This is a genomic window from Gordonia sp. SID5947 (assembly GCF_009862785.1).
GTDB lineage: Bacteria > Actinomycetota > Actinomycetes > Mycobacteriales > Mycobacteriaceae > Gordonia.
This window is the reverse complement of sequence record NZ_WWHU01000001.1, coordinates 2,408,146-2,428,604: the sequence shown is the minus strand read 5'-3', so window position 1 is coordinate 2,428,604 and position 20,459 is coordinate 2,408,146. Positions and strand designations below refer to the sequence as shown.

The 20,459-nt window shown below is 65.2% G+C and carries 21 protein-coding genes; 14 read left to right on the top strand and 7 right to left on the bottom strand.

The window, feature by feature from the left end:
• Positions 1-124 precede the first annotated feature (124 nt).
• Positions 125-535, top strand: coding sequence for a hypothetical protein (locus GTV32_RS23425; protein WP_237421520.1), 411 nt, complete (start codon positions 125-127; stop codon positions 533-535).
• Positions 532-1,950 carry an MlaD family protein gene (locus tag GTV32_RS11280; RefSeq protein WP_161060402.1) on the top strand — a complete coding sequence of 473 codons (1,419 nt, stop codon included), beginning with the start codon at positions 532-534 and terminating at the stop codon, positions 1,948-1,950. The genes GTV32_RS23425 and GTV32_RS11280 overlap by 4 nt, the downstream gene beginning before the upstream one ends.
• Before the next feature lie 258 nt (positions 1,951-2,208).
• Here the strand turns inward: GTV32_RS11280 and GTV32_RS11275 are convergent, their stop codons facing one another.
• On the bottom strand, positions 2,209-2,643 hold the full coding sequence (locus GTV32_RS11275; protein ID WP_161060401.1) for a twin-arginine translocation pathway signal: 435 nt from the start codon (positions 2,641-2,643) through the stop codon (positions 2,209-2,211).
• A 249-nt stretch (positions 2,644-2,892) separates the two neighbouring features.
• Positions 2,893-3,789, bottom strand: a complete 897-nt coding sequence (locus GTV32_RS11270; RefSeq protein ID WP_161060400.1) for a hypothetical protein — start codon at positions 3,787-3,789, stop codon at positions 2,893-2,895.
• 363 nt (positions 3,790-4,152) lie between these two features.
• On the opposite strand from GTV32_RS11270, the gene GTV32_RS11265 reads away from it, so the two are divergent.
• Entirely contained in the window at positions 4,153-5,610 is a 1,458-nt protein-coding gene (locus tag GTV32_RS11265) for an aldehyde dehydrogenase family protein (protein WP_161060399.1), read from the top strand.
• Between the two features lie 78 nt (positions 5,611-5,688).
• A complete protein-coding gene (locus GTV32_RS11260) occupies positions 5,689-6,762 on the top strand; it encodes a phosphotransferase (protein ID WP_161060398.1) in 1,074 nt (357 codons plus the stop codon).
• 92 nt (positions 6,763-6,854) lie between these two features.
• On the opposite strand, the gene GTV32_RS11255 is transcribed toward GTV32_RS11260, so the two are convergent.
• Positions 6,855-7,655, bottom strand: coding sequence for a VOC family protein (locus GTV32_RS11255; protein WP_161060397.1), 801 nt, complete (start codon positions 7,653-7,655; stop codon positions 6,855-6,857).
• Between the two features lie 162 nt (positions 7,656-7,817).
• On the opposite strand from GTV32_RS11255, the gene GTV32_RS11250 reads away from it, so the two are divergent.
• Positions 7,818-8,429, top strand: a complete 612-nt coding sequence (locus GTV32_RS11250; RefSeq protein ID WP_161060396.1) for a TIGR03086 family metal-binding protein — start codon at positions 7,818-7,820, stop codon at positions 8,427-8,429.
• A complete protein-coding gene (locus GTV32_RS11245) occupies positions 8,426-9,001 on the top strand; it encodes a hypothetical protein (protein ID WP_161060395.1) in 576 nt (191 codons plus the stop codon). The genes GTV32_RS11250 and GTV32_RS11245 overlap by 4 nt, the downstream gene beginning before the upstream one ends.
• Here the strand turns inward: GTV32_RS11245 and GTV32_RS11240 are convergent.
• The 3 genes from GTV32_RS11240 to GTV32_RS11230 form a co-directional block, all read right to left on the bottom strand.
• Positions 8,976-9,479 (bottom strand): NlpC/P60 family protein, encoded by a 504-nt coding sequence (locus GTV32_RS11240; protein ID WP_161060394.1) that lies wholly within the window; start codon positions 9,477-9,479, stop codon positions 8,976-8,978. The genes GTV32_RS11245 and GTV32_RS11240 overlap by 26 nt on opposite strands.
• An 87-nt stretch (positions 9,480-9,566) precedes the next feature.
• The gene (locus GTV32_RS11235) at positions 9,567-9,968 is read right to left on the bottom strand and encodes a hypothetical protein (RefSeq protein WP_161060393.1); all 402 of its coding nucleotides are present in this window, start codon (positions 9,966-9,968) and stop codon (positions 9,567-9,569) included.
• Positions 9,969-9,972: 4 nt separating this feature from the next.
• Entirely contained in the window at positions 9,973-11,184 is a 1,212-nt protein-coding gene (locus GTV32_RS11230) for a Rieske 2Fe-2S domain-containing protein (RefSeq protein WP_161060392.1), read from the bottom strand.
• A gap of 237 nt (positions 11,185-11,421) precedes the next feature.
• Here GTV32_RS11230 and hsaA point away from each other — a divergent pair, with 237 nt between their 5' ends.
• From hsaA to GTV32_RS11200, 6 genes are all read left to right on the top strand, one after another.
• Positions 11,422-12,636 (top strand): 3-hydroxy-9,10-secoandrosta-1,3,5(10)-triene-9,17-dione monooxygenase oxygenase subunit, encoded by a 1,215-nt coding sequence (hsaA, locus tag GTV32_RS11225; RefSeq protein ID WP_161060391.1) that lies wholly within the window; start codon positions 11,422-11,424, stop codon positions 12,634-12,636.
• Between the two features lie 166 nt (positions 12,637-12,802).
• The gene (gene hsaC, locus GTV32_RS11220) at positions 12,803-13,714 is read left to right on the top strand and encodes an iron-dependent extradiol dioxygenase HsaC (protein ID WP_161060390.1); all 912 of its coding nucleotides are present in this window, start codon (positions 12,803-12,805) and stop codon (positions 13,712-13,714) included.
• A 1-nt stretch (position 13,715) separates the two neighbouring features.
• Positions 13,716-14,288: a 3-hydroxy-9,10-secoandrosta-1,3,5(10)-triene-9,17-dione monooxygenase reductase subunit gene (gene hsaB, locus GTV32_RS11215; protein WP_161060389.1), complete on the top strand. Its 573-nt coding sequence runs from the start codon at positions 13,716-13,718 to the stop codon at positions 14,286-14,288.
• On the top strand, positions 14,285-15,529 hold the full coding sequence (locus tag GTV32_RS11210) for a hypothetical protein (RefSeq protein ID WP_237421519.1): 1,245 nt from the start codon (positions 14,285-14,287) through the stop codon (positions 15,527-15,529). The genes hsaB and GTV32_RS11210 overlap by 4 nt, the downstream gene beginning before the upstream one ends.
• Positions 15,526-16,323: an SDR family oxidoreductase gene (locus GTV32_RS11205; RefSeq protein ID WP_161060388.1), complete on the top strand. Its 798-nt coding sequence runs from the start codon at positions 15,526-15,528 to the stop codon at positions 16,321-16,323. Before GTV32_RS11210 ends, GTV32_RS11205 begins: the two co-directional genes overlap by 4 nt.
• Entirely contained in the window at positions 16,316-17,500 is a 1,185-nt protein-coding gene (locus tag GTV32_RS11200; RefSeq protein ID WP_161060387.1) for a sulfotransferase, read from the top strand. Before GTV32_RS11205 ends, GTV32_RS11200 begins: the two co-directional genes overlap by 8 nt.
• Positions 17,501-17,533: 33 nt before the next feature.
• On the opposite strand, the gene GTV32_RS11195 is transcribed toward GTV32_RS11200, so the two are convergent.
• Positions 17,534-18,547: a LacI family DNA-binding transcriptional regulator gene (locus GTV32_RS11195; RefSeq protein WP_161060386.1), complete on the bottom strand. Its 1,014-nt coding sequence runs from the start codon at positions 18,545-18,547 to the stop codon at positions 17,534-17,536.
• Between the two features lie 71 nt (positions 18,548-18,618).
• Here GTV32_RS11195 and GTV32_RS11190 point away from each other — a divergent pair, with 71 nt between their 5' ends.
• Complete coding sequence (locus GTV32_RS11190; protein WP_161060385.1) at positions 18,619-20,082, top strand: MFS transporter; 1,464 nt, start codon at positions 18,619-18,621, stop codon at positions 20,080-20,082.
• Between the two features lie 75 nt (positions 20,083-20,157).
• Positions 20,158-20,439, top strand: a complete 282-nt coding sequence (locus tag GTV32_RS11185) for a YrhK family protein (RefSeq protein WP_161060384.1) — start codon at positions 20,158-20,160, stop codon at positions 20,437-20,439.
• The last annotated feature ends 20 nt before the right edge of the window (positions 20,440-20,459 follow it).

Sequence of the window (20,459 nt, the reverse complement as noted above, 5' to 3'; positions counted from 1 at the left end):
GCGGCGATCTGGTGGATCTGCTCTCACAGGCGCGTCGACTCAGTTCCGGATTTGCCGCACAGGATCGGGTGATCGATGAGGCGCTGGACAAGATCCCCCGGGGCTGGCGGTCCTGCAGCAGCAGATGCCCCAGATCACCACGGCTCTCGACCGACTGCGCGTGTTCTCCGATACCACGACCGGCGTCGTCACCCAGGTGCGATCCGATCTGCTGACCGATCTCCGCCATCTCCAGCCGACGCTGCGGGCGCTTGCCGACGTCGGTCCGCAGATGAATGCGGCGCTGGCCTACGCTCTGGTGTTCCCGTACGGGCAGAAGGTGATCGATCGTGCGGTGCGTGGAGACTACGTGAATCTGCACGCCACCGTGGACCTCACCGTGCCGCGATTGAAGAAGGAATTGCTGTTGGGAACGCCATGGGGTGATCCGACCGAGACGGTCCCGTTCGCGCCCGGGGACCCGGGCTACAGCAGCAAGCCCACCCACAATCCGCTGTTCACCCCCATCTCGCCACGACGAGGAGGTGGGCGATGATCCTCTCGAGGTTCGTTCGTATCCAATTGGCCATCTTCACCGTGCTGGCGATCATCGCGACGTGGATGATGCTGTTCTCCTATATGCAGGTTCAGTCGAAGCTCGGGGTCGGAAGGATCAACGTCACCCTCGACGCGCCGGTCACGGGAGGGCTCTACAAGTTCGCAAATGTGAGCTATCGAGGCGTCGACGTCGGCAAGGTCACCGATGTGTCGCTGACCGACAACGGGATTCGGGCCACGCTGTCGATCAGTAGCGACCAGCACATACCCAGCAACCTCAAGGCCGACATCCGAAGCATGTCGGCCGTCGGAGAACTCTACGTCGACCTTCGGCCGCACACGAGCGATCCGCCCTATCTCCACGACGGCTCGGTCATCGAATCGGATGCCGTGAACGTGCCGCCGCCGGTAGCGCCGATGCTGGAGAAATTGAACGGACTGGTGACCAGCATTCCGAAGGACCGACTGTTCACACTCGTCGACCAACTGAACCAGAGTCTCGGGGGGCGGGGCTACGATCTGCAGAGGTTGGTGTCCTCGTCGTCGACCCTGGCCGCAGGCCTGAAAGACGTCGGAAACCAGACCGGCGCGCTGCTGAACGATTCGGTGCCTCTGGTGGATTCACAGGTCGAGAGCACCGACGCGATCCGGGTGTGGACAAAGAATCTCGAGGGCTTCACCGGCCAGTTGGCCACCAACACCCCACAGGTCCGCAAGCTCCTCAGCGCCGGGCCCGGGTTTGCCGACGAGGTCGAGAAGACGCTCGACTCTGTCAAGCTCACACTGCCGGTGTTGCTCGGCAACCTGACCACGGTGGGCCAGCTGGCAGTCACCTATAACGCCGGCCTGGAACAGATCCTTGTCCTGCTGCCGCCTGCCATCTCGATGATCCAGGCGGTTCAGCCGAACCGCAACGGTACACAGCGAGGCCTCGGTACGTTCCGGATCAGCGGCACCTCCGACCCGCCGGCGTGTACCGTCGGATTCCTTCCGCCGTCGAAATGGCGGCCCCCGGAGGACACCAGCACGATCGACACACCCAAAGATCTGTATTGCAAACTGCCACAGGACAGTCCGATCGGTGTGCGCGGAGCCCGCAACATCCCGTGTCTGACCAAGCCGGGCAAGCGTGCGGCCACAGCGGCGATGTGCAACAGCGACGAGCAGTTCCGTCCGCTGGCCACCCGCCAACCCGTGATCGGTCCGTACCCACCGGACCCGAGCCTGCAGCGTCAGGGCGTGACGCCGTCCGGGTATCACGGCGGTGAGTCGTCGACACGGCCGACCGTGGCGACGGCGCAGTACGACCCTGACGATGGCAGCTATGTGGGTGAGGACGGAACCCGTTATCGACAAGCAGATCTCACCCAGAAGGGCCGCGAGTCGACGTGGCAGGGGATGTTCCCGCGGTGACATCGGGGGCCGGCCGGAACGATCACGAACGGATGAGGGATGAGGGGTACGGTGTCCGAGCGGGCACTTGCCGGGTGATCACCCTGCGGCCCGGGGTTTCCTTTTCGGGCCTCAGGCCCCCGCCGCGAACCCCCGGCCGCGAACCCCCGGCCGCGAACCCCCGGCCCGCGAACCCCCGGCCGCGAAACAGGACACAGAGAACGTCGCCCAGCTCGAATGAATCGAGCTGGGCGACGTACAGGTCCCGGTAGGGCGCGCTCAGACCGGATCGAACGAGGAGATCAGCCACTCGCCGTTTACGCGCTGCAAGGAGATCTTGACGCTGCTCGAGGTCAGCTCGGGCTCCGGCTTGGTCTTGCTCGTGGTGGACTGGTTCACGAATGACAAGACCTGGGCGTCATCGGCGGACAGACGGGAGACCGCCGAACGAATCACCTGTGCCTTGGTTTCCACGTTGTTCTCGGTGGCCGCCGGCTTGACGACCTTGGTGGTGAATTCCTTGTAGTACGTGAGGAATTGGCCCGTGAGATGCGATTGCCCCTTCGCGAGATCGGCATCCAGCGACTTCGGCGAGTACGACAACAGTGCCACGGTCCCGTCATCGGCGGCCGCCACGACGTCATGGGCCGACTCCGCGCTGGTGGCAACGTCATCGCGATAGACGGTCGCGTAGGCGGTTCCGGCCGCGGCCACGGATGCGATCGTGACGACCCGAGTGCGATGGGGACCGATCGACTGCGGGTGAAAGGAGCGCGTAGACGGCCGAATCGACTCGGTGTCGACGACTCTGGTCCTGACGGAGTGACGTCGCCAGGCGTCCCCCCGCATCGGACGCTCCGACGGCATCGGTGCTCGTCGCGACGATTTCCTCGTCACCGGTCGGGGTGACTGTGCCGTCGGTGTCGGGGGAGTCGGTATCGGTCTGCGAAGCTTTGGTTTTGCTCACGGTACGAAATCCACCTTCGAGATCTTCATCGTGCCATCGACGTCGGTCATGGTCACCCGTAGACGCCAGGTCCGCGGTTCTTGCTTTGCGCCGGCGGCGTTGGTGACCTCCGAACTCGCGGAGACCAGGATGATGCCGTTGTCACCGTTCACCGATTCGACGGCCGAGCCGGTGATCTTGCCCTTCGTCGTCACCTTCGACTGTTCGATCACGGACGCGAAATCATCTGAACGGCCTTTGAAGTCGTTGTAGAAGGCTCCGGTGGACTGGTCGAGGATGCGCTGCACGTCGCGTTTCGCGTTCTGGTAGTCGAGCGAGGTGATCGCCAAGACGCCTCGGTCGGCAGCGGCGGTGAAATCGGCTGCGCGGGTGTGCTCTTGAACGGATTGGTGATGGTGCCAGCCGATGAACGCGGTAACCGCGAGCGCCGCCACGGTGATCACGGACATCACCGAGACCGCGACACCGCGCTTTGTCGGACGACGAGGTGAGGGCAGCCGGCGGCGAATGCCGGTCGCAAACCGACGGAGTCGGCCGGGACCCTTCGCGCCCACCTCGACCGCATCCTTGTCGGGGGTGCCCGTATCGGTGTCCGATGTCGTGACGGCGGGCATGGTCGGGTCGGTGGCGACGGCCTCGCCGGGTGTGGCCTCGGGCTCGGCGTCGACGGGTTCGGTGGTCCGCGAACCGCCGGTCGTTTGGGTGGTGTCGCTACGTTGCAGACGAGCGACGCGTGCGCGTGCCAGTGCAGCATCCGCACGAGCCCTCGCGGCGGCGGCTTCTGCCTCGGCGGCGGCGACCTCGGCCTCTGCCAGCTCCAGATCGGTGGCGTCATCCGAAGATGTCTCGGGATGACCGGCCTCGCTCAAGCCGTTCACGAGCGATCGCGTCATGTCTGAGCTCCTCGGATCGTTGTGGACGTTGCAGCCACCGACAAGGCAGTTGAGGGTGCGTCCGTCGGTGTCACAGATGAATCAGAGTTCCTCGCACTGCGTCGGTGCCCGGCGTCATCGCCTCTCGGATCGTTCACCACTTCTCCTTCCCGCCCCAGCGCGGCTCCGCTCTCCGCGTTCCGACCAGGTGATTGCGAACTGCGCTGCCCAACACGTACGCGGGCTCCGGCGCCAGAGGCAAGGCCACTCCCGACCACCGAGATGATGCTGGACATCGAATCGGGCCGTCGATCACGCTCTCGCGTGAGCGGTCCGATGTGCGGACCTTCTGCAGAGAATCACCGAGAAGCGAAGGGGACAACCATGACGGTCCAGGCTGTGTTGGACGAGATCCGCGGAATACCGGGAACCGGAGACGTGATTCCGATCATCGATCCGGCCACCGAAGAGCAGATCACCGAGTTCACCGATGCAGGTCCGGAGGCCATCAACGCTGCGGTCGCGCGCGCGAAGGCCGCGGCGAACTCCAAGGTCTGGTCGGCGATGCCCGATTATGACCGTGCGAAAGTGCTCTGGAAGGTTGCCGACCTGATCGACCAGAACGCGGAACTGCTCGCCGACCTGGAATCGGTGAACACCGGCATTCCGCCGATCCAGGCGCAGACCATCGTCAAGGTGGGTTCGGAATGGTTTCGCTACTACGCGGGTTGGTGCACCAAGATCGACGGGATCGCCCGCGATGTGAACACCGGTGGCCTCACCGGCGTCGAGTCGCACATGCATGCGTACACGCTGCGAGAGCCGTACGACGTGGTCGCCTTGATCTTCCCGTGGAACGGGCCGGTCTTCAACTTCTGTGCCAAGTTGGCTCCGGCACTCGCTGCCGGCTGCAGCACCGTGGTCAAACCTGCTGAGGAGACGCCACTCTCGGCACTGGTGCTCACCCGCATCCTCGCCGAGGCCGGTGTGCCCGACGGTGTGGTGAACCTGGTGAACGGGTACGGCCACACCGCAGGTGCATTGCTCACCGCACACCCAGACGTCGACAAGGTGGCCTTCACCGGTTCCACCGAGGTCGGCAGGGAGATCGTGCATTCGGCAGCATCGAGCAACCTCAACAAGGTGACCCTGGAACTCGGTGGCAAGTCGCCGGTGTTGATCTTCGATGACGCCGACCTCGACACCGCCACGGCCATGGCCGGTTTCGGGTGCTTTCTGCATTCCGGGCAGGTGTGCATGTTGGGCTCGCGCATCTTTGTGCAGCGGGGCGTGTACGACCGTGTTGTCGATGGGCTCGCGACGCTCGCGAACAACCTGCAGCTCGGCGGACCGAAGGACGAGGGCGCGATGATCGGCCCACTCATCAGCGACAAGCAGCTCAAGCGGGTGATGGGCTACCTCGAGCAAGGCCGTACCGAAGGCGTGGAGCTGGTCACCGGCGGACATCGGATCGATCGACAGGGATATTTCGTCCATCCGACGATCGCGACCAAGGTGGACCCCACCTCGAGCAGGCTCTTCCACGAGGAGATCTTCGGGCCGATCGTCACCGTGTTGCCGTTCGACGACGAGGACGAGGGCATCGCGTTGGCCAACGACACCGACTACGGATTGGCCGGGACCATCTGGACCACGAATCTCGGTCGGGCACATCGGCTCGCGAAGGAAGTGAAGGCCGGGACCGTCGGGCTCAACTGCCAGTTGCAGTTCGACCACTCGATGCCGTTCGGCGGGTACAAGCAGTCCGGGTGGGGATATGAAGCCGGCAAGGCAGGTATCGAGACGTACCTGCAGTCGAAGACCGTCTGGGCGCAGATGTGACCGAGTCCGAACACGACGGGTGCCGGCGCCATGCGGCGGTGGCACCCGTCGTCCGGCAGGAGAGAGGCTGGCGGTGAGATGACGCAGGCGCCGTTGATGATCCCGAGTGACTGGAGCGACATCACCCCGGAATGGATGAGCGCGGTACTCGGCCCGAACCATCCCGGCGCCGAGGTCTCCGCGGTATCCGTGCAACTGCGCGACGACGGCACGAACCGCCGTGCGCGGCTGGGTGTCAGTTACGCGAACGGCACGGGCCCGGCCTCCGTTTTCGCAAAAGCCGTCGACCCGGAACATGTTGTACTGCACAAGATGACAAGTGGACTCTTCCACGAGCCACGGCTGTTCGACTCCGGGGTGTCGTTGCCGATCGAGACTCCGCTGGTCTACGCCGCCCTGATCGACGCCGACGCCGACAACTTCTGCCTCGTGATGGAGGACATGGTGGCGCGCGGCGCCGACATGCGTGACGCCACACGGCCGATGACCGTCGAGCAGGCGGCCAACGGGGTTCGGGCGCTGGCCCGCCTGCACGGCCGGTACTGGGGGCCCCGTATCGCGGCGGAATCATCGCTGGGCTGGCTCGAACCGTTCGAGACGTGGGAGGGCATGGATGCGGCGCCGATCGAGCAGGCGTTCGCGTACCTCGGTGACGATGTGCCCGACGAGGTGTCGTCGCTGAGCATCGGTGACCTGATCGATGACATCTGGAAGCCGTACATCCGTACGCTGACCAAGGGGCCCCAGACGTTGCTGCACGGTGATCCGCACATCGGCAACACCTACGTGCTCCCCGACGGTGAAGTGGGCTTCCTCGACTGGCAGGTGGTTCGACGCGGCAACTGGTCGCTGGACCTGGGGTACTTCCTGCAGGGAGCTCTCACGGTGGACGATCGGCGACACAGCGAGCGCGACCTGCTGACCGAGTACCGCGACGCGCTGGCCCTGCCCGAGAGTGAGAAGCCGGCCGCCGACGAGATCCTGTTAGGCTACCGCACGTCGGTGGCGCACGGCTTGACGCTGTGGCTCTGCACGGCGAGCGCGGGCGAGCTCTGGCAGCGTCCCGACATCGCCAGGGCGCTTGCTCGGCGGTACTCGGTTGCGTACGCCGATCTCGATACGCGAGAAGCTATTTCGGAGCTCGCCGGCTAACCGGGGGAACGCGTGTCCGCTCGGCTCCCGCGGGTCGTCGACAACCCGCGTGAACCGAGCGGGCCCGCGTGAGCTGCGGCTCGGCTGGTCGCCTACATCCCGGCCGGCGGATGCCCCAGGGAGATGATGGCTCCGAGTGGATCGGTCACCGCGGCCAACGTGCCGTACGGCGTCACTTCGCCGGGCATCAGCACCGTCCCTCCGAGCGACTCGACCTGGGACACCGACGCCGCGACGTCGTCGACGGTGATGTAGACCTGCCAGAATGAGGGCACCTCCGGCGGGTGGATCTTGGCGGCATCCATGATCCCGCTGTAGGAGCTCTCGCCGACGAACACCTGCCCGTAGTGATCGGGGCCGACCGCGTCGGGGTCGCCACCTGTGCCGACCTCCTCGATACGCGCACCGAGCACCGCCTTGTAGAACTCGATCGACTTCGCGTAGTCCTTGGAGTGTGATTCGAACCAGTACGGCGTGCCGTGATCACCCCACTGGCTGAAGCCGTGATGCTGATTCGGCTTCCAGAAGCTGATGGTGGCGCCCGCGCTGTCGGTGGCGACCATCATCGTCCCTTCGTCGCCGACGTCCATCGGCGGGAACATGATGCTTCCGCCTGCTTCCTCGACCGCTTTGCTCGTGGCGGCCAGATCCTCCGAGTGCAGGTAGACCGACCACACGTCCGACGGCCCACCGGCCTCGGCCATGTAGGGGCTCAACCCCGCGACCCGTTTGCCGTTCTTGGTGAAGTTCTGATAGCCGCCGAACTCCTCGCGCGGAGGTGCCTCGACCTCCCAGCCGAACAGCGCACCATAGAACTCCGCGGCCTTGGCGGGATCACTGCTCATCAGGTCGAACCAGATCGGTGCGCCGGCCGGCGCCGAATAGTCAGTCATCGTCGTTCCTCTCGCGGGTTGGGGTCGTTCACGTCTGTTGACCTCAAGGGTTGCGCAAACTCATCGGCGACATGCCGCAATCCGGGGAGACCGATGAGAACGGGCGGCCGATCGGGTCGACACCTTCGACGGACCGCTGTCACAACCGATCGAGGAGCCCCGATGCAGCCCACCGATGTCACGTATGAAGCACAGATCTCCACCGCGGCCGACGCGATGATCGGCCTCACCGGCGAAGTCGACGACGACTCGCTCCACCGACCGACGCCATGCGCGGGTACCGATCTCGGTGCGTTGTTGGCGCACGTGATCGGACTGAGCGAAGCGTTCACTGCGGCGGCGCGAAAAGACCTGGGGGCGTCGACGTCCACGGCACCCCAGGTGTCGGAGAGTGTATTGCCCGACGATTGGCGAACGGCCCTGCCGTCGCGGGTACGTGATCTGGCCGCGAGCTGGCGTCGACCGGAAGCCTGGCAGGGGATGACTCAGGCCGGTGGGGTAGACGCCCCGGCCGAGATCATGGGCACCATCGCGCTCTCCGAACTGGTCCTCCACGGCTGGGATGTGGCGCGCAGTATCGGTGCCGACCTCGATCTGCCCGACGAGATCCTGCAGGTCGTCTACGACTTCCACCATCCGCCGCAACCGCAGAACGAACGCGAGGGCATGTTCGGGCCGGTCGTCGAGGTCCCGGACGACGCGCGGATCGTCGACCGGCTGGCCGGACTGACCGGGCGTGATCCGTTCTGGCCGCATGGCACCCTGGAGGAATGACCGACGGAGTCGACCGACCACGGCCCGGCGATGTGCGCCGATGGACCTGGCCCGCCGGGCTCATCGGCGGACTGCTGCTCGTTGCGTTGAGTCTCGTCCCCTGGGGTGTTTCCGATCAGGGGGTCAAGCCGTCGGTCACCGGTCTTGGCCGTGTCTCGGTGCCGGGCGCCGCACCCGAGGACGTCGCGTTCCTGGAAGACCTGACCCGCAGGCCGGGTCTCGTCACCGTCATCGTCGGGGTGGTGATCGCGATCGCCGCGGCGCTGGCCTGGTGGCGATCGGAGTTGCGATGGCCGGCCGTGGTGGTCGTCGGCGTGGGGGCGGTGGTTGCACTGGTCGTCGCCGTGGTGACGCTGTCCGATCCCGGCAAGCACCTGTTCGAGTCGCGGGTCACCGACGCCGTCGACTCCGACACCCCGATCATCTCCGTGGGCTACGGACTGGTCGGGGTCCTCGTCGTCAGTGTGGTGCTGATCGGCCTCATGATGTCGACGGTGATCGTCGGGCGCGACGGCACGGCTGATGCCGGCCCGCAGACGGATGTGGCTAACCGATCCGACGGATCGTCTTGATCGGCGGCATGCGGTCGACGGGTGTGAATCCGATCGGCACGCCGTTGGGGCCGTAGGCGTTGAACACCTGACCGAATCCCGCGTAGATGCCCACATGACTGGCGTCCGGCCAGAAGATCATGATGTCGCCCGGCGCCAGAGCCGGCATCGGGATCGCATGGCCCACTCTGGCCTGCTGCTGGCTGACCCTGGGGAGTTGGATTCCGGCCGTTCGGAAGGCCCATTGCACGAGTCCCGAGCAGTCCCAGGAGTTCGGCCCGGTCCCGCCCCACTTGTACGGCTTGCCTATCTGCGTCACCGCGGCGTTGAGTGCCTGTATCCCCGCCGGCGTCGATATCGGCAGGTAGATCTCCACCGACCCCGACGAACCGGCCGAACCGGTGTCTGCGAGGGCAAGGGGCTGCGCCGCAACTGACGCGCCGATCGCAATGCCGGCCGCACACGCAATGCCGACTACACGACGTCGAAGAATCTGCATGCCAATACAGTGACCGAACCGGCCAGGATTGGCTCAACCTTTGGTTGAGATCGGGACGGGAGTTACTGGAGTGGCCCGTGGGGCAAGTCACCAGTAGCCGTCGGGATCGGTTTCCGGTGACTGATCCGGAATGATCCCCTCTGCCACCCCATGGTCGATGCTGGCCGACATCCGTGGGCAGGTCGGCATCATCGCCCCCGGCAGGAGAGCTCGGCCGGTGCTGTGGTCGGGTTCGAGGTGGTCACACCTGGCGCGCGCCTCCGTGTTCCATTGCACGCTCGTGTGGAACGAACTGGTCTTCTTCACGAGTACGCAGGCATGACAGCTACGGCATTCGATCTCCCGCATCCCACCGCGCAGGTAATGATCGCGGTCGCGTTCGGTGGCTTGGTGGACGGCCGCGCGCCGGTCGGGATCGGCATGGAAATCGGGCGCCTTGGCCCAATCCGATGACCCTGTGCCCCCGTTGCGCTCGGCCGCCCGCGTCATCGCCTCAGACCTCGGCCTTCTCCGAGGATTCGGCGTCGCGGCCGCCGGTCTCGGCTTCCTCCTCCTGACGGCGCAGGTTCTCCTGGATCTCGACGCCCCAGCTCTCGAGTGCCTTCTCGGTGTCGATCTCGTACTCGAAGCGTTGGGTCATCTCCTCGCTGACGTCGGCCTTGTCGACGTAGAACTGCTCGTACCAACGGCGCAGTTGGTAGACCGGCCCGTCCTCTTCGACGAGGAGCGGGTTGTCGATCCGCGTCTTGTTCTTCCAGATCTCGACATCCTGGAGGAAGCCGACCTCGACACCCGCGGAGATCTTCGTGGCCATCTTCGAGGCCTGCTCGGCGGTGAGACCGTCGGGGACCTTGGCCATCACGCCGTACATCAGCACGAACGAGTTGGCGTCGATCGGGTAGTGGCAGTTGGTCAGGATGGTCTCCACCGCATAGCCGCCGTAGTACTGGACCATCGGATTGAGCATGTACGAGGGGCCGTAATAGGCGGCGATGGACTCGAGGCGGCTGTCGCCGTAATTGGTGCCCAGCGAGACGTCGGGACGGCCGTGCGAGTTCATGTACTGCGCGGCGACTTCGCCCTCGAAGACGTTCTTGAAGTAGTCGGGAAGCGCGAAGTGGACATAGTAGAAGTGCGCCATGTCGACAACGTTGTCGATGATCTCGCGGCAGTTGGATCCCTCGATCACGATCCGGTTCCAGGTCCAGTCGGTCCACTCGTCGGAGCCGACCTCTTCGAGATCCGGGATGATGCTCTCCTCGGGCGGCGGGTTGCCCTCGGGGTCGTTGTAGACAAATATCTGACCGTTGCGGGTCATCGTGGGCCATGCCCGCGTCTTGGCGAGCTTCGGGTTGCGCTTGGCATACGGCACGGTGGCGCACCGGCCGTTGCCCTTCCATTGCCATCCGTGGAAGGGGCAGGCGACATTGCCGTCCTTGACGCTGCCCTGGCTGAGGTCCCCGCCCATGTGCCGGCAGTAGGCGTCGAGGACGTTCACGTTGCCGTCCTGATCTGCCCACACCACCAGCTTGGTGCCGAAGATCTGTACCGAGTGTGGCTTGCCGTCGGTGAACTCCGACACGAGGCCAAGGCAGTGCCAGCCGCGTGCGAAACGCGTGGGAGGCGCGCCCGTATCGATCTCTCGGACGTCGACATCGTCACCGGCGGGGGCTGTGCCGGCCTTCGTGTCGGGTGTCGCAGACATCCATTACTCCTGTCATCTGACGCGTGACTCGCCCGTTCGGTGCGAATCGGCTCACTGCCAATACTAGAACATGTTACAAAAATGGGGAACGAATCGCGCACCGAGGCGTAGATCAGGGCAGGCAATCGGCCCAAAGTCCCAGTGCTCGACATAAATGAGAACGTGTTCTAATCTCAAGACGGACGAGAACCAGGGGCGACCACGACGGTCGTCGAGCAACGAGTAGGAGCGGGCGAGATGCCAGCAACACAACCCGGCGCCGGGAGCGGGCGAAGTCAGCGCAGCGAAGCGGCCGAGCAGGTCCTGGAGAAGATCAACGCGCTGCTTCCCGAGATCGAACAGCGGGCTCAGCAGACCGAGGACCTGCGTCGCATCCCGGAAGAGACCGTATCCAGCCTCGAAGGCGCCGGCTTCTTCAAACTGATGCAGCCGGAGCAGTGGGGCGGGTACCAGGTGGACCCGGTCACGTTCTACGAGGCTGTCCGCCGGATCTCCACCGCATGCGGTTCGACGGGATGGGTGTCGGGCATCATCGGCATCCACAACTGGCACCTCGCCCTTTTCGATCAGCGGGCCCAGGAGGACGTCTGGGGCAAGGACACCTCGGTCCGCATCTCCTCCTCGTATGCGCCGATGGGTATGGGCGAGGTCGTCGACGGCGGCTACAAGGTCAACGGCAACTGGGCGTTCTCGTCCGGATGTGAGATCGCCGACTGGGTCTTCGTGGGTGGTCCCGTCATCAAGAACGGCAAGCCGGTCGACTTCGTCTCCTACCTGCTGCCGCGCGAGGACTACAACATCAAAGACGTGTGGCACGTGGTGGGGCTCAAGGGCACTGGCTCCAACACGATCGAGGTCAAGGATGCGTTCGTGCCGACGCACCGCGTGCTGAGCATGCGGACCATGGCCACCTATCAGAGCCCGGGACTCGAGCAGAACACCGCGCCGGTCTACAAGATGCCGTGGGGCACCATCCATCCGAGCACCATCTCGACGCCCATCGTCGGCATGGCCTACGGCGCCTACCAGGCACACGTCGAGCACCAGGGCAAGCGAGTCCGCGCCGCCTATGCCGGCGAGAAGAGCAAGGACGACCCGTTCGCCAAGGTGCGTATCGCGGGAGCGGCCAGCGACATCGACGCCGCGTGGCGTCAGCTGACGGGCAACCTGCAGGAGGAGTACGACCTGATCCTCGCGGGCGAAGAGCCTCCGATGGAACTGCGCCTGGCGGCGCGGCGTGATCAGGTGCGTGCCACCGCGCGTGCCGTCGCCGCGATCGACACGCTCTTCGAGAACTCCGGCGGTGGTGCGCTCAACCTCGACTCGCCGATCCAGCGGTTCTGGCGTGACGCGCACGGCGGGCGTGTCCACGCGGCCAACGATCCCGAGCGTGCCTACGTCGCCTTCGGTAACGGTGAGTTCGGCATCCCCATCGGCGACAGCATGGTCTGAACCTTGTGCCTCCCTGAGGATGCGGAGCGGCCCTTCGGGGCGGTCGAAAGCTCCCTCCTCAGGGGCGGGGGAGGGGCGACGGTTCCCTCCTCAAGGCCAGGGCTGGGGACCAGGGGCCAGATCAAATGGCAGAAGATCATGGCGAGCAACGACCAGTAGGAGCGAGATGAGTGACAGTCCGATCCGGTCTCTCGGATACATGAGAATCGAGGCCACCGACGTCGACGCCTGGCGCGACTACGGCCTCAAGGTGCTCGGCATGATCGAGGGGAAGGGCCTCACCGATGGCGCCCTCTACCTTCGGATGGACGACTTCCCGGCCCGTCTGGTGATCGTCCCGGGCGAACACGACCGCTTGGCCAGCTCCGGCTGGGAATGCGCGAATGCCGAAGCGCTACAGGATGTCCGGGATCGACTCTCGGCGGCAGGAGTGATCTTCCGGGAGGGCAAGGACGACGAACTCGCCGACCGGCGGGTCGTCGAGATGATCGTCTTCACCGATCCGGCAGGCAACACCATCGAGGCGTTCCACGGTGTCGCCCTCGAGCACCGGCGGGTGGTCAGCCCGTACGGGCATCGATTCGTCACCGGTGAGCAGGGACTCGGCCACGTGGTCCTGACGTGTGACGACGACAAGGCGGCGTTGGTGTTCTACCGAGATGTGCTGGGATTCAGCCTGCGTGACTCCATGCGTCTGCCCCCGCAGGCCGTGGGTCGCGAAGAGGGCGACGAGTCGCCGTGGCTCCGGTTCCTCGGATGCAATCCACGCCATCATTCGTTGGCGTTCCTGCCGATTCCCAACAGCACCGGGATCGTGCACCTCATGCTGGAAGTGGAGAATTCCGACGACGTCGGCCTGTGCCTGGATCGCGCGCTGCGCAAGAAGGTGAAGATGTCGGCGACCCTCGGGCGTCACGTCAATGACCTGATGCTGTCCTTCTACATGAAGACGCCCGGCGGATTCGACGTCGAGTTCGGTTGTGAGGGAAGGACCGTCGTCGACGACGAATGGGTGGCCAGGGAGAGTACCGCCGTGAGTTTGTGGGGACATGACTTCACTGTCGGATTCCAGAACTGATATGACGCGCACCCCTTACGGATCCGCGGACTTCGACACACGGCAGTTCCGGACGGCGATGGGCCAATTCTGTACCGGCGTCACCGTCATCACGACGGTCGGAGAGGACGGGGCGCCCGTCGGATTCGCGTGCCAGTCTTTCGCCGCGTTGTCGCTTGACCCACCGCTCGTGCTCTTCTGCCCGATGAAGACCTCGCGGAGTTGGAAGGTCATCGAACAGACGGGCAAGTTCTGCGTCAACGTGCTGTCCAACCGGCAGCAGGACGTCAGCGCCGCGTTCGGCGCACCGGGTGACGACAAGTTCCGCACCATCACTTGGGATCCGTCGCCGGCCGGATTGCCGGTGATCCGGCACGGGCTCACCTGGGTGGAGTGCGATGTCGAGCGGGTGACCGACGGCGGAGACCATCACATCGTGATCGGTCGGGCGCAGACCCTCGGGGAGGTGCTGCAGGACAAGCCGTTGCTGTTCTATCGCGGCGGTTACCTGTCCACCGAACACCCGCGTGTGACACCCGCGCAGGCCGAACTCGAGAACTTTCTCACCTGGACCGGAGGGGACACCTGGCTATGAGTTCATCGACGAGCGAATCAATCGACACGGCCGAGACCACGACCACCGACCGCGGCGTGATCGAGCGTCCGGTCGATGTCACGCGCCCCCTGACCGATGCGATCGCGGAGGCGGAGAGGTTGATCGCCTCGGCCGAATTCGTCGAGAGCGAGCAGGATCTCGCGGAGGGATACGACTATCTCGCCGGGAGCATCGCCGCGATCGTGCAACTGGTCCGGACACGGCAGAAGAGCCACCCCAACTTCATCACGTCCACCGGACCGACGACGAAGATGGGCCTCGACAACCCGGACACTCTCTACTACCACGCCGATCTGGAGACGCATGGGACGTACGTGGTCCGCGGGCATCGCGGCAGCACAGTCGATCTGAGTTTCCAGGTGCTCGCAGGCGAGTACACCGCGTCGAACGTCCCCGGCGGTGACGACGCGTTCGACGACCGCCGGATCCCCATCGACGCGGACGGCAACTTCGAGATCACCTTCGGGCCGCCGATCGACGAGGACCGCGACGATTACTTCGTGCTGGCCGACGGGGCGTCGATGCTGTCGGTGCGCGAGGTCTACAGCGACTGGAACGCGACCAAGGGCTCCATCTCCATCGAGCGGGCCGACACCGTCGGAACCGCCCCGGAGGAGCCGGATCTCGCCCGTGTGACGCGTCGTTACGCCACCGCAGGCAAAATGCTCACCTCGCGGATCAACACCTGGTTCAACTTTCCGAAGTGGTTCTATCTGGACGAGCCGGTGAACACGTTCACCGCGCCGCGCCTCACGCCGGGTGGCCTGGCGACGCAGTCGTCATCGGTCGGGCATTTCCGCCTGGCCGACAACGAGGCGATGGTGATCACGGTGCCGAAATCGGATGCGCCGTACCAGGGCTTCCAGTTGGGCAGCATGTGGTACATCTCGCTGGACTATGTGAACCACCAGACCAGCCTCAATTCGACGCAGGCGCAGGTCGATCCGGACGGCATGATCAGAATGATCGTGTCGCGTCGTAATCCGGGGATCGCCAACTGGATCGAGACCACCGGCCGCACCACCGGCATCATGCAGTTCCGCTGGCAGCGCACCGAGCACCCGATCCCGGCCGAAGGCGGTCCCACAGCGCAGGTGATCGACATCGACGATGTCGAGGCGCACCTGCCGTACTGGTCGGACAATGTCATCGATGCGGCCGGTTGGGCCGAACGAATCGCGGCGCGGCAGCGTGCCTTTGCCGAAAGGATGTTGGGATGACGTCAGCGGTTTCTCGTGGGCTCCTGGCCGACAAGGTGGTCGTGGTGTCCGGGGTGGGGCCGGGTCTCGGCCGATCGATCTGCATGCGTGCCGCGGCTGCGGGTGCGAAGGTCGTGTTGGCGGCGCGGACCGAGTCGCGGTTGAAAGAGGTTGCGGCGGAGATCGACGCGGCAGGCGGCACCTCGTTTGTGGTGCCGACCGACATCACCGACGACGATGCGGTGAACGGACTGGTGTCGGCGACGATCGCAGAGTTCGGCCGGGCGGATGTGGTGGTGAACAACGCGTTTGCCCTGCCGTCGATGAAGCCGTTGGCGCGCACCGACTTCGACCACATCACCGCGAGTCTCGACCTCACCGTGCTGGGGACACTGCGCGTCATCAAGGCTTTCACCGATCCCCTCGCCGAGACCGACGGCGCCTTCGTCAACATCAATTCGATGGTCATCCGGCACTCCGAGCCTCGCTACGGGAGTTACAAGCTCGCGAAGTCGGCGATGCTTGCCATGTCACAGACACTGGCGACAGAGCTGGGCGACAAGGGAATCCGGATCAACACCGTAGCGCCCGGATACATCTGGGACGACCAGTTGAAGTGGTATTTCGGCGAGGTCGCGAAGAAGTACGGGATCACCGAGGAGCAGGTCTACGAACAGACCGCGAGCAAGTCGGATCTCAAGAGATTGCCCGAGCCAGACGAGATCGCCGAAGCGGTGGTGTTCCTGGCATCGCCGATGGCGAGTGCGATCACCGGACACACACTCGACGTGAACTGCGGGGAATACCATGACTAGCGCCACTCCACGGATCACCGGGGCCGGGAGCGCAGCGAGCGGGCCGAGAATCAATGTGGGAACCTTCGCCGATCTCCACGAATCAGCCATGCGGGCGACGGGACTCGACGACTTCGGTGACCGGGGCGACTACCGTGAGGCACTCGAGGTGTTGCTCGAGTCGTATGCGCGCGATGCCGACCTGACCGAGCTCGGAAGCAAGATGTTCCGCTTCTTCCTCAAGGGCGCGCTGATCGCGCGACTTCTGTCCGAGTCGTCGTGGCAGAACAATCCGTCGTACGTCGACGTGCCGATCACTCGGCCGATCTTCGTGACGGGGTTGCCGAGGACCGGCACCACCGCCCTGCACCGTCTTCTCACCGCGGATCCGGCACATCAGGGACTGGAGATGTGGCTGGCCGAGTTCCCCCAGCCCCGTCCTCCGCGGGAGACCTGGGCGTCGAACCCGGTATATCAGCAGATCAACGCCGGGCTCGAGAAACACCATGTCGCGAACCCCGAGTTCATGGGGCTGCACTACCTCGACGCGGGTGAGGTGGAGGAGTGCTGGCAACTGTTGCGGCAGAACGTCATGTCGATCTCGTATGAGTCGCTGGCCTATCTGCCCACCTACTCGCGGTGGCTCGCGCAACAGGACTGGACGCCCACTTATCGGCGGCACCGCCGTAATCTGCAGATGATCGGACTCAACGACCCGGAGAAGCGCTGGGTCCTCAAGAATCCGAGCCACATGTTCGCGCTCGATTCGTTGATGGCAGCCTATCCCGACGCGCTGGTGATCCAGACCCACCGGCCCCCGGAGACGATCATCGCGTCGATGTGCAGTCTGGCCGAGCATGCGACGCCGGGGTGGTCGAACACCTTCGTGGGCGACAAGATCGGTGAGGCGCAGCTCGAACTCTGGTCACGCGGGCTCCGCGAGTTCGAGGCGGCTCGCAGCAACCACGACCCGTCGCAGTTCCTCGACATCGACTTCACCGATCTGCGCAACGATCCGTTCGGCACCGTCGAGCGGGTGTACACCGCGTTGGGTGCGGAGTTCACCGACGAGGCGCGAGCCGCGATGGTTGCCCTCGACGCGGAGAGTCAGTCGGGTGCACGGAAGCCCCAGCATCAATACAGTCTTGCCGACTACGGGCTGAGCGAGGCAGCGGTGGCGGAGGCATTCGAGCGCTGATCTCACGCATGCCACGCAGCTGAGGTGGTGGTCTCAACCGAGTGTCGACGCGCGCGCCACCAGTTCCGGCTGGAAGACCGGATTCGACGGTCGGTGTCGTGATGGCGACTCGGTGGCCGCAGAGATCAACAGATCGACGGCGGTCGCGCCGATGAGGGACGTGGGCTGCCGGACCGAGGACAGCGGCACAACCGCGGAGCGCGCGAAGTCGATGTCGTCGTACCCGATCAGGGCGATGTCGTCGGGGACGCGCACCTCACCGCCCAGCATCGTGAAGGCCTGCAGGACGCCGATCGCGACGAGGTCGTTGGCACAGAACACCGCGTCTGGACGGTTCGCCGGACTCCTGCGCTGCAGCGATTCCCCGACCTCGCGGCCCGCGAGCACGCTGAGCGCCGATGTCTGCATCACTTCCAGGGACGCGCCGTCGACCTCGGCCACGGCCAACTCGGCGCCGCGCAAGCGGTCGGCCACCTGGCGAAGTCCCGTCGGCCCACCGACATACGCGATGCGGCGACGTCCGATCGAGCAGAGATGGGACACGGCGAGTCGGCCCCCGGCGATGTCGTCGACCGCCACGGAGTCGAACGGCGAGCCGCCCGCGTCCCGGTCGACCAGGATCACCGGCGTGCCGCGCCGCCGGAGCAGGTCGAGGCGCTCGAGGTCGTCGCCGATGGGGGACACCAGGAGTCCGTAGACGCGTTGCTCGTCGAAGGCGTCGATGTACGCGTGTTCGCGTCGTTCGTCGTCGTCGGAGGTGCCGAGCAGCACGGTCAGGTCGTGTTCGCCTGCACGGCGTTCGGCGGCCCTGGCGATATCGGTGAAGAAGGGGTTGCCGACGTCGAGGACGACGAGGCCGACGCACCGGGATCTGCCCGCGCGCAGCTGACGGGCGGCATCGTTGCGGACGAACCCGAGCTCTTCGATGGCGGCCTGGACCCGGACGACCGTGGCCGGCGCGACCTTGTCGGGGGCGTTGAGCACATTGGAAACCGTGCCGATGGATACAGACGCCGCCGCCGCGACGTCACGCACGCTCACTCCCATGCGTTCATCTCACCAGATCGGGGCGGCCGGAGTGGCGCGCCCGACACGATACGAGGTGGTTCACTACAGACATGTCGACACCGCCCGACCCTTTCTCCGATCAGTACCAGCCCGATCCGCGGCGCTGGAAGGCGTTGGCAGTATGCCTGGTGGTCGGTTTCATGACCCTGCTCGACGTCTCGATCGTCAACGTGGCGTTGCCGTCGATCGAGGAGGGGCTCGGCGCGACATCGGCCGATCTGTCGTGGGTGGTATCCGGGTATGCGCTGACCTTCGGCCTCGTGCTGGTGCCCGCCGGCCGAGTCGGGGACGCCAGGGGACGGAAGACCACATTCCTCGTGGGGTTGACGCTCTTCGTCGCCGCGTCCGCGGCGTGCGGTCTCGCGCCGGGGCCGGGCACACTCGTCGTCTCGCGGCTCATCCAGGGTGTCGCGGGCGGCATACTCAGCCCGCAGGTGTCGGGACTCATCCAGCTCCTGTTCCGGGGCGCCGAACGCGGCAAGGCGTTCGGGATGTTCGCGGCCACCATCGGCATCTCGACGGCGGTCGGGCCGTTGCTCGGCGGCATCCTCATCCAGATCGGTGGGGAAGAGCACGGCTGGCGATGGGTCTTCTTCGTGAACGTGCCGATCGGTATCCTCGCGTTCGTGGCGGCGATCCGGCTGATTCCCACCCGCCCCGCAGAAACGAAGCAGCCTCTGCGTGCATCGTCGTTCGATCCGGTCGGGGTGGTGTTGCTCGGCGCAGGCGTCGTGGCGCTGATGTTGCCGCTGGTCCAGCAACAGCAGTGGAAAGGCAACGGCAAATGGCTTCTGCTGGTCGTGGCCGGACTGCTTCTGCTGGCCTTTGTGTGGTGGGAGCGGTACCAGACCGGCCGTGGCCGTCAGCAACTCGTCGATCTCTCGTTGTTCACCGTGCGGTCGTATTCGCTCGGTTGCGTGATCGCGCTCGTGTACTTCGCCGGCTTCACCACCGTCTTCTTCATCTACACGCTCTATGTGCAGCAGGGACTGGGATATTCGGCCCTGATGGCAGGTCTCGCCGTGACCCCGTTCGCGCTCGGCTCCGCGGTCTCGGCGGGTATCGGCGGCAACATCGTCGGTAGGTTCGGCCGCAAGCTGGTGGTCTTCGGGCTCCTGCTCGTCGTCGCCGGCATGGTGGCGACGGTGGTGGCGGTCCACCTCGTACCCGGCCACAATGTCGGGTACGCCGCCGCAATCCCGTTGCTGGTGACCGGGATCGGCTCCGGATTGGTGATCTCGCCGAACCTCACGCTGAGTCTCGACGAGGTGCCGGTGTCCAAGGCCGGCATCGCCGGAGGTGTACTGCAGACCGGCCAGCGCATCGGTTCCGCCGCGGGTATCGCGATGGTGGGAGCCGTGTTCTTCGCGCAGGTGGCCGACACCCATGGCGACTGGGCCCGGGCCTTCCAGGTGGGACTCGGGACGGCTGCGCTGCTGGTACTCATCGCCCTTGCCGTCGGGTTGGCAGATCAATTCGCCGAACGACGGAAGGTGACGACGTCGGCGAGATGACGCCGCAGGTCGATGTCGTGCAGAATCGCCAGCGGCAACACGGATGGAGCGAGCTGATCGGAGAGGACCGACGGGATGAGTGATGACGAGGTGACCTTCACGATCGGGCGCGAGGAGCTGGTGGTCCGGCAGCGCTGGGAGACGATCAGCATCGCCAACGACGTGTTGATCGCGATGTGGTTCGTGGCCGGCAGCATCCTGTTCTTCTGGGAGAGCACGACCCTCGCCGCAACCTGGTGCTTTCTGCTGGGCAGCATCGAGTTCCTCGTCCGGCCCGCGATCCGGTTGGCCCGTCGTGTTCACATCCGCCGGATCAGACCGGGGGCGACGGGGACCGACAGCTCGTTCGACTACTGAGCAGGCCGAGGCACGCGAGC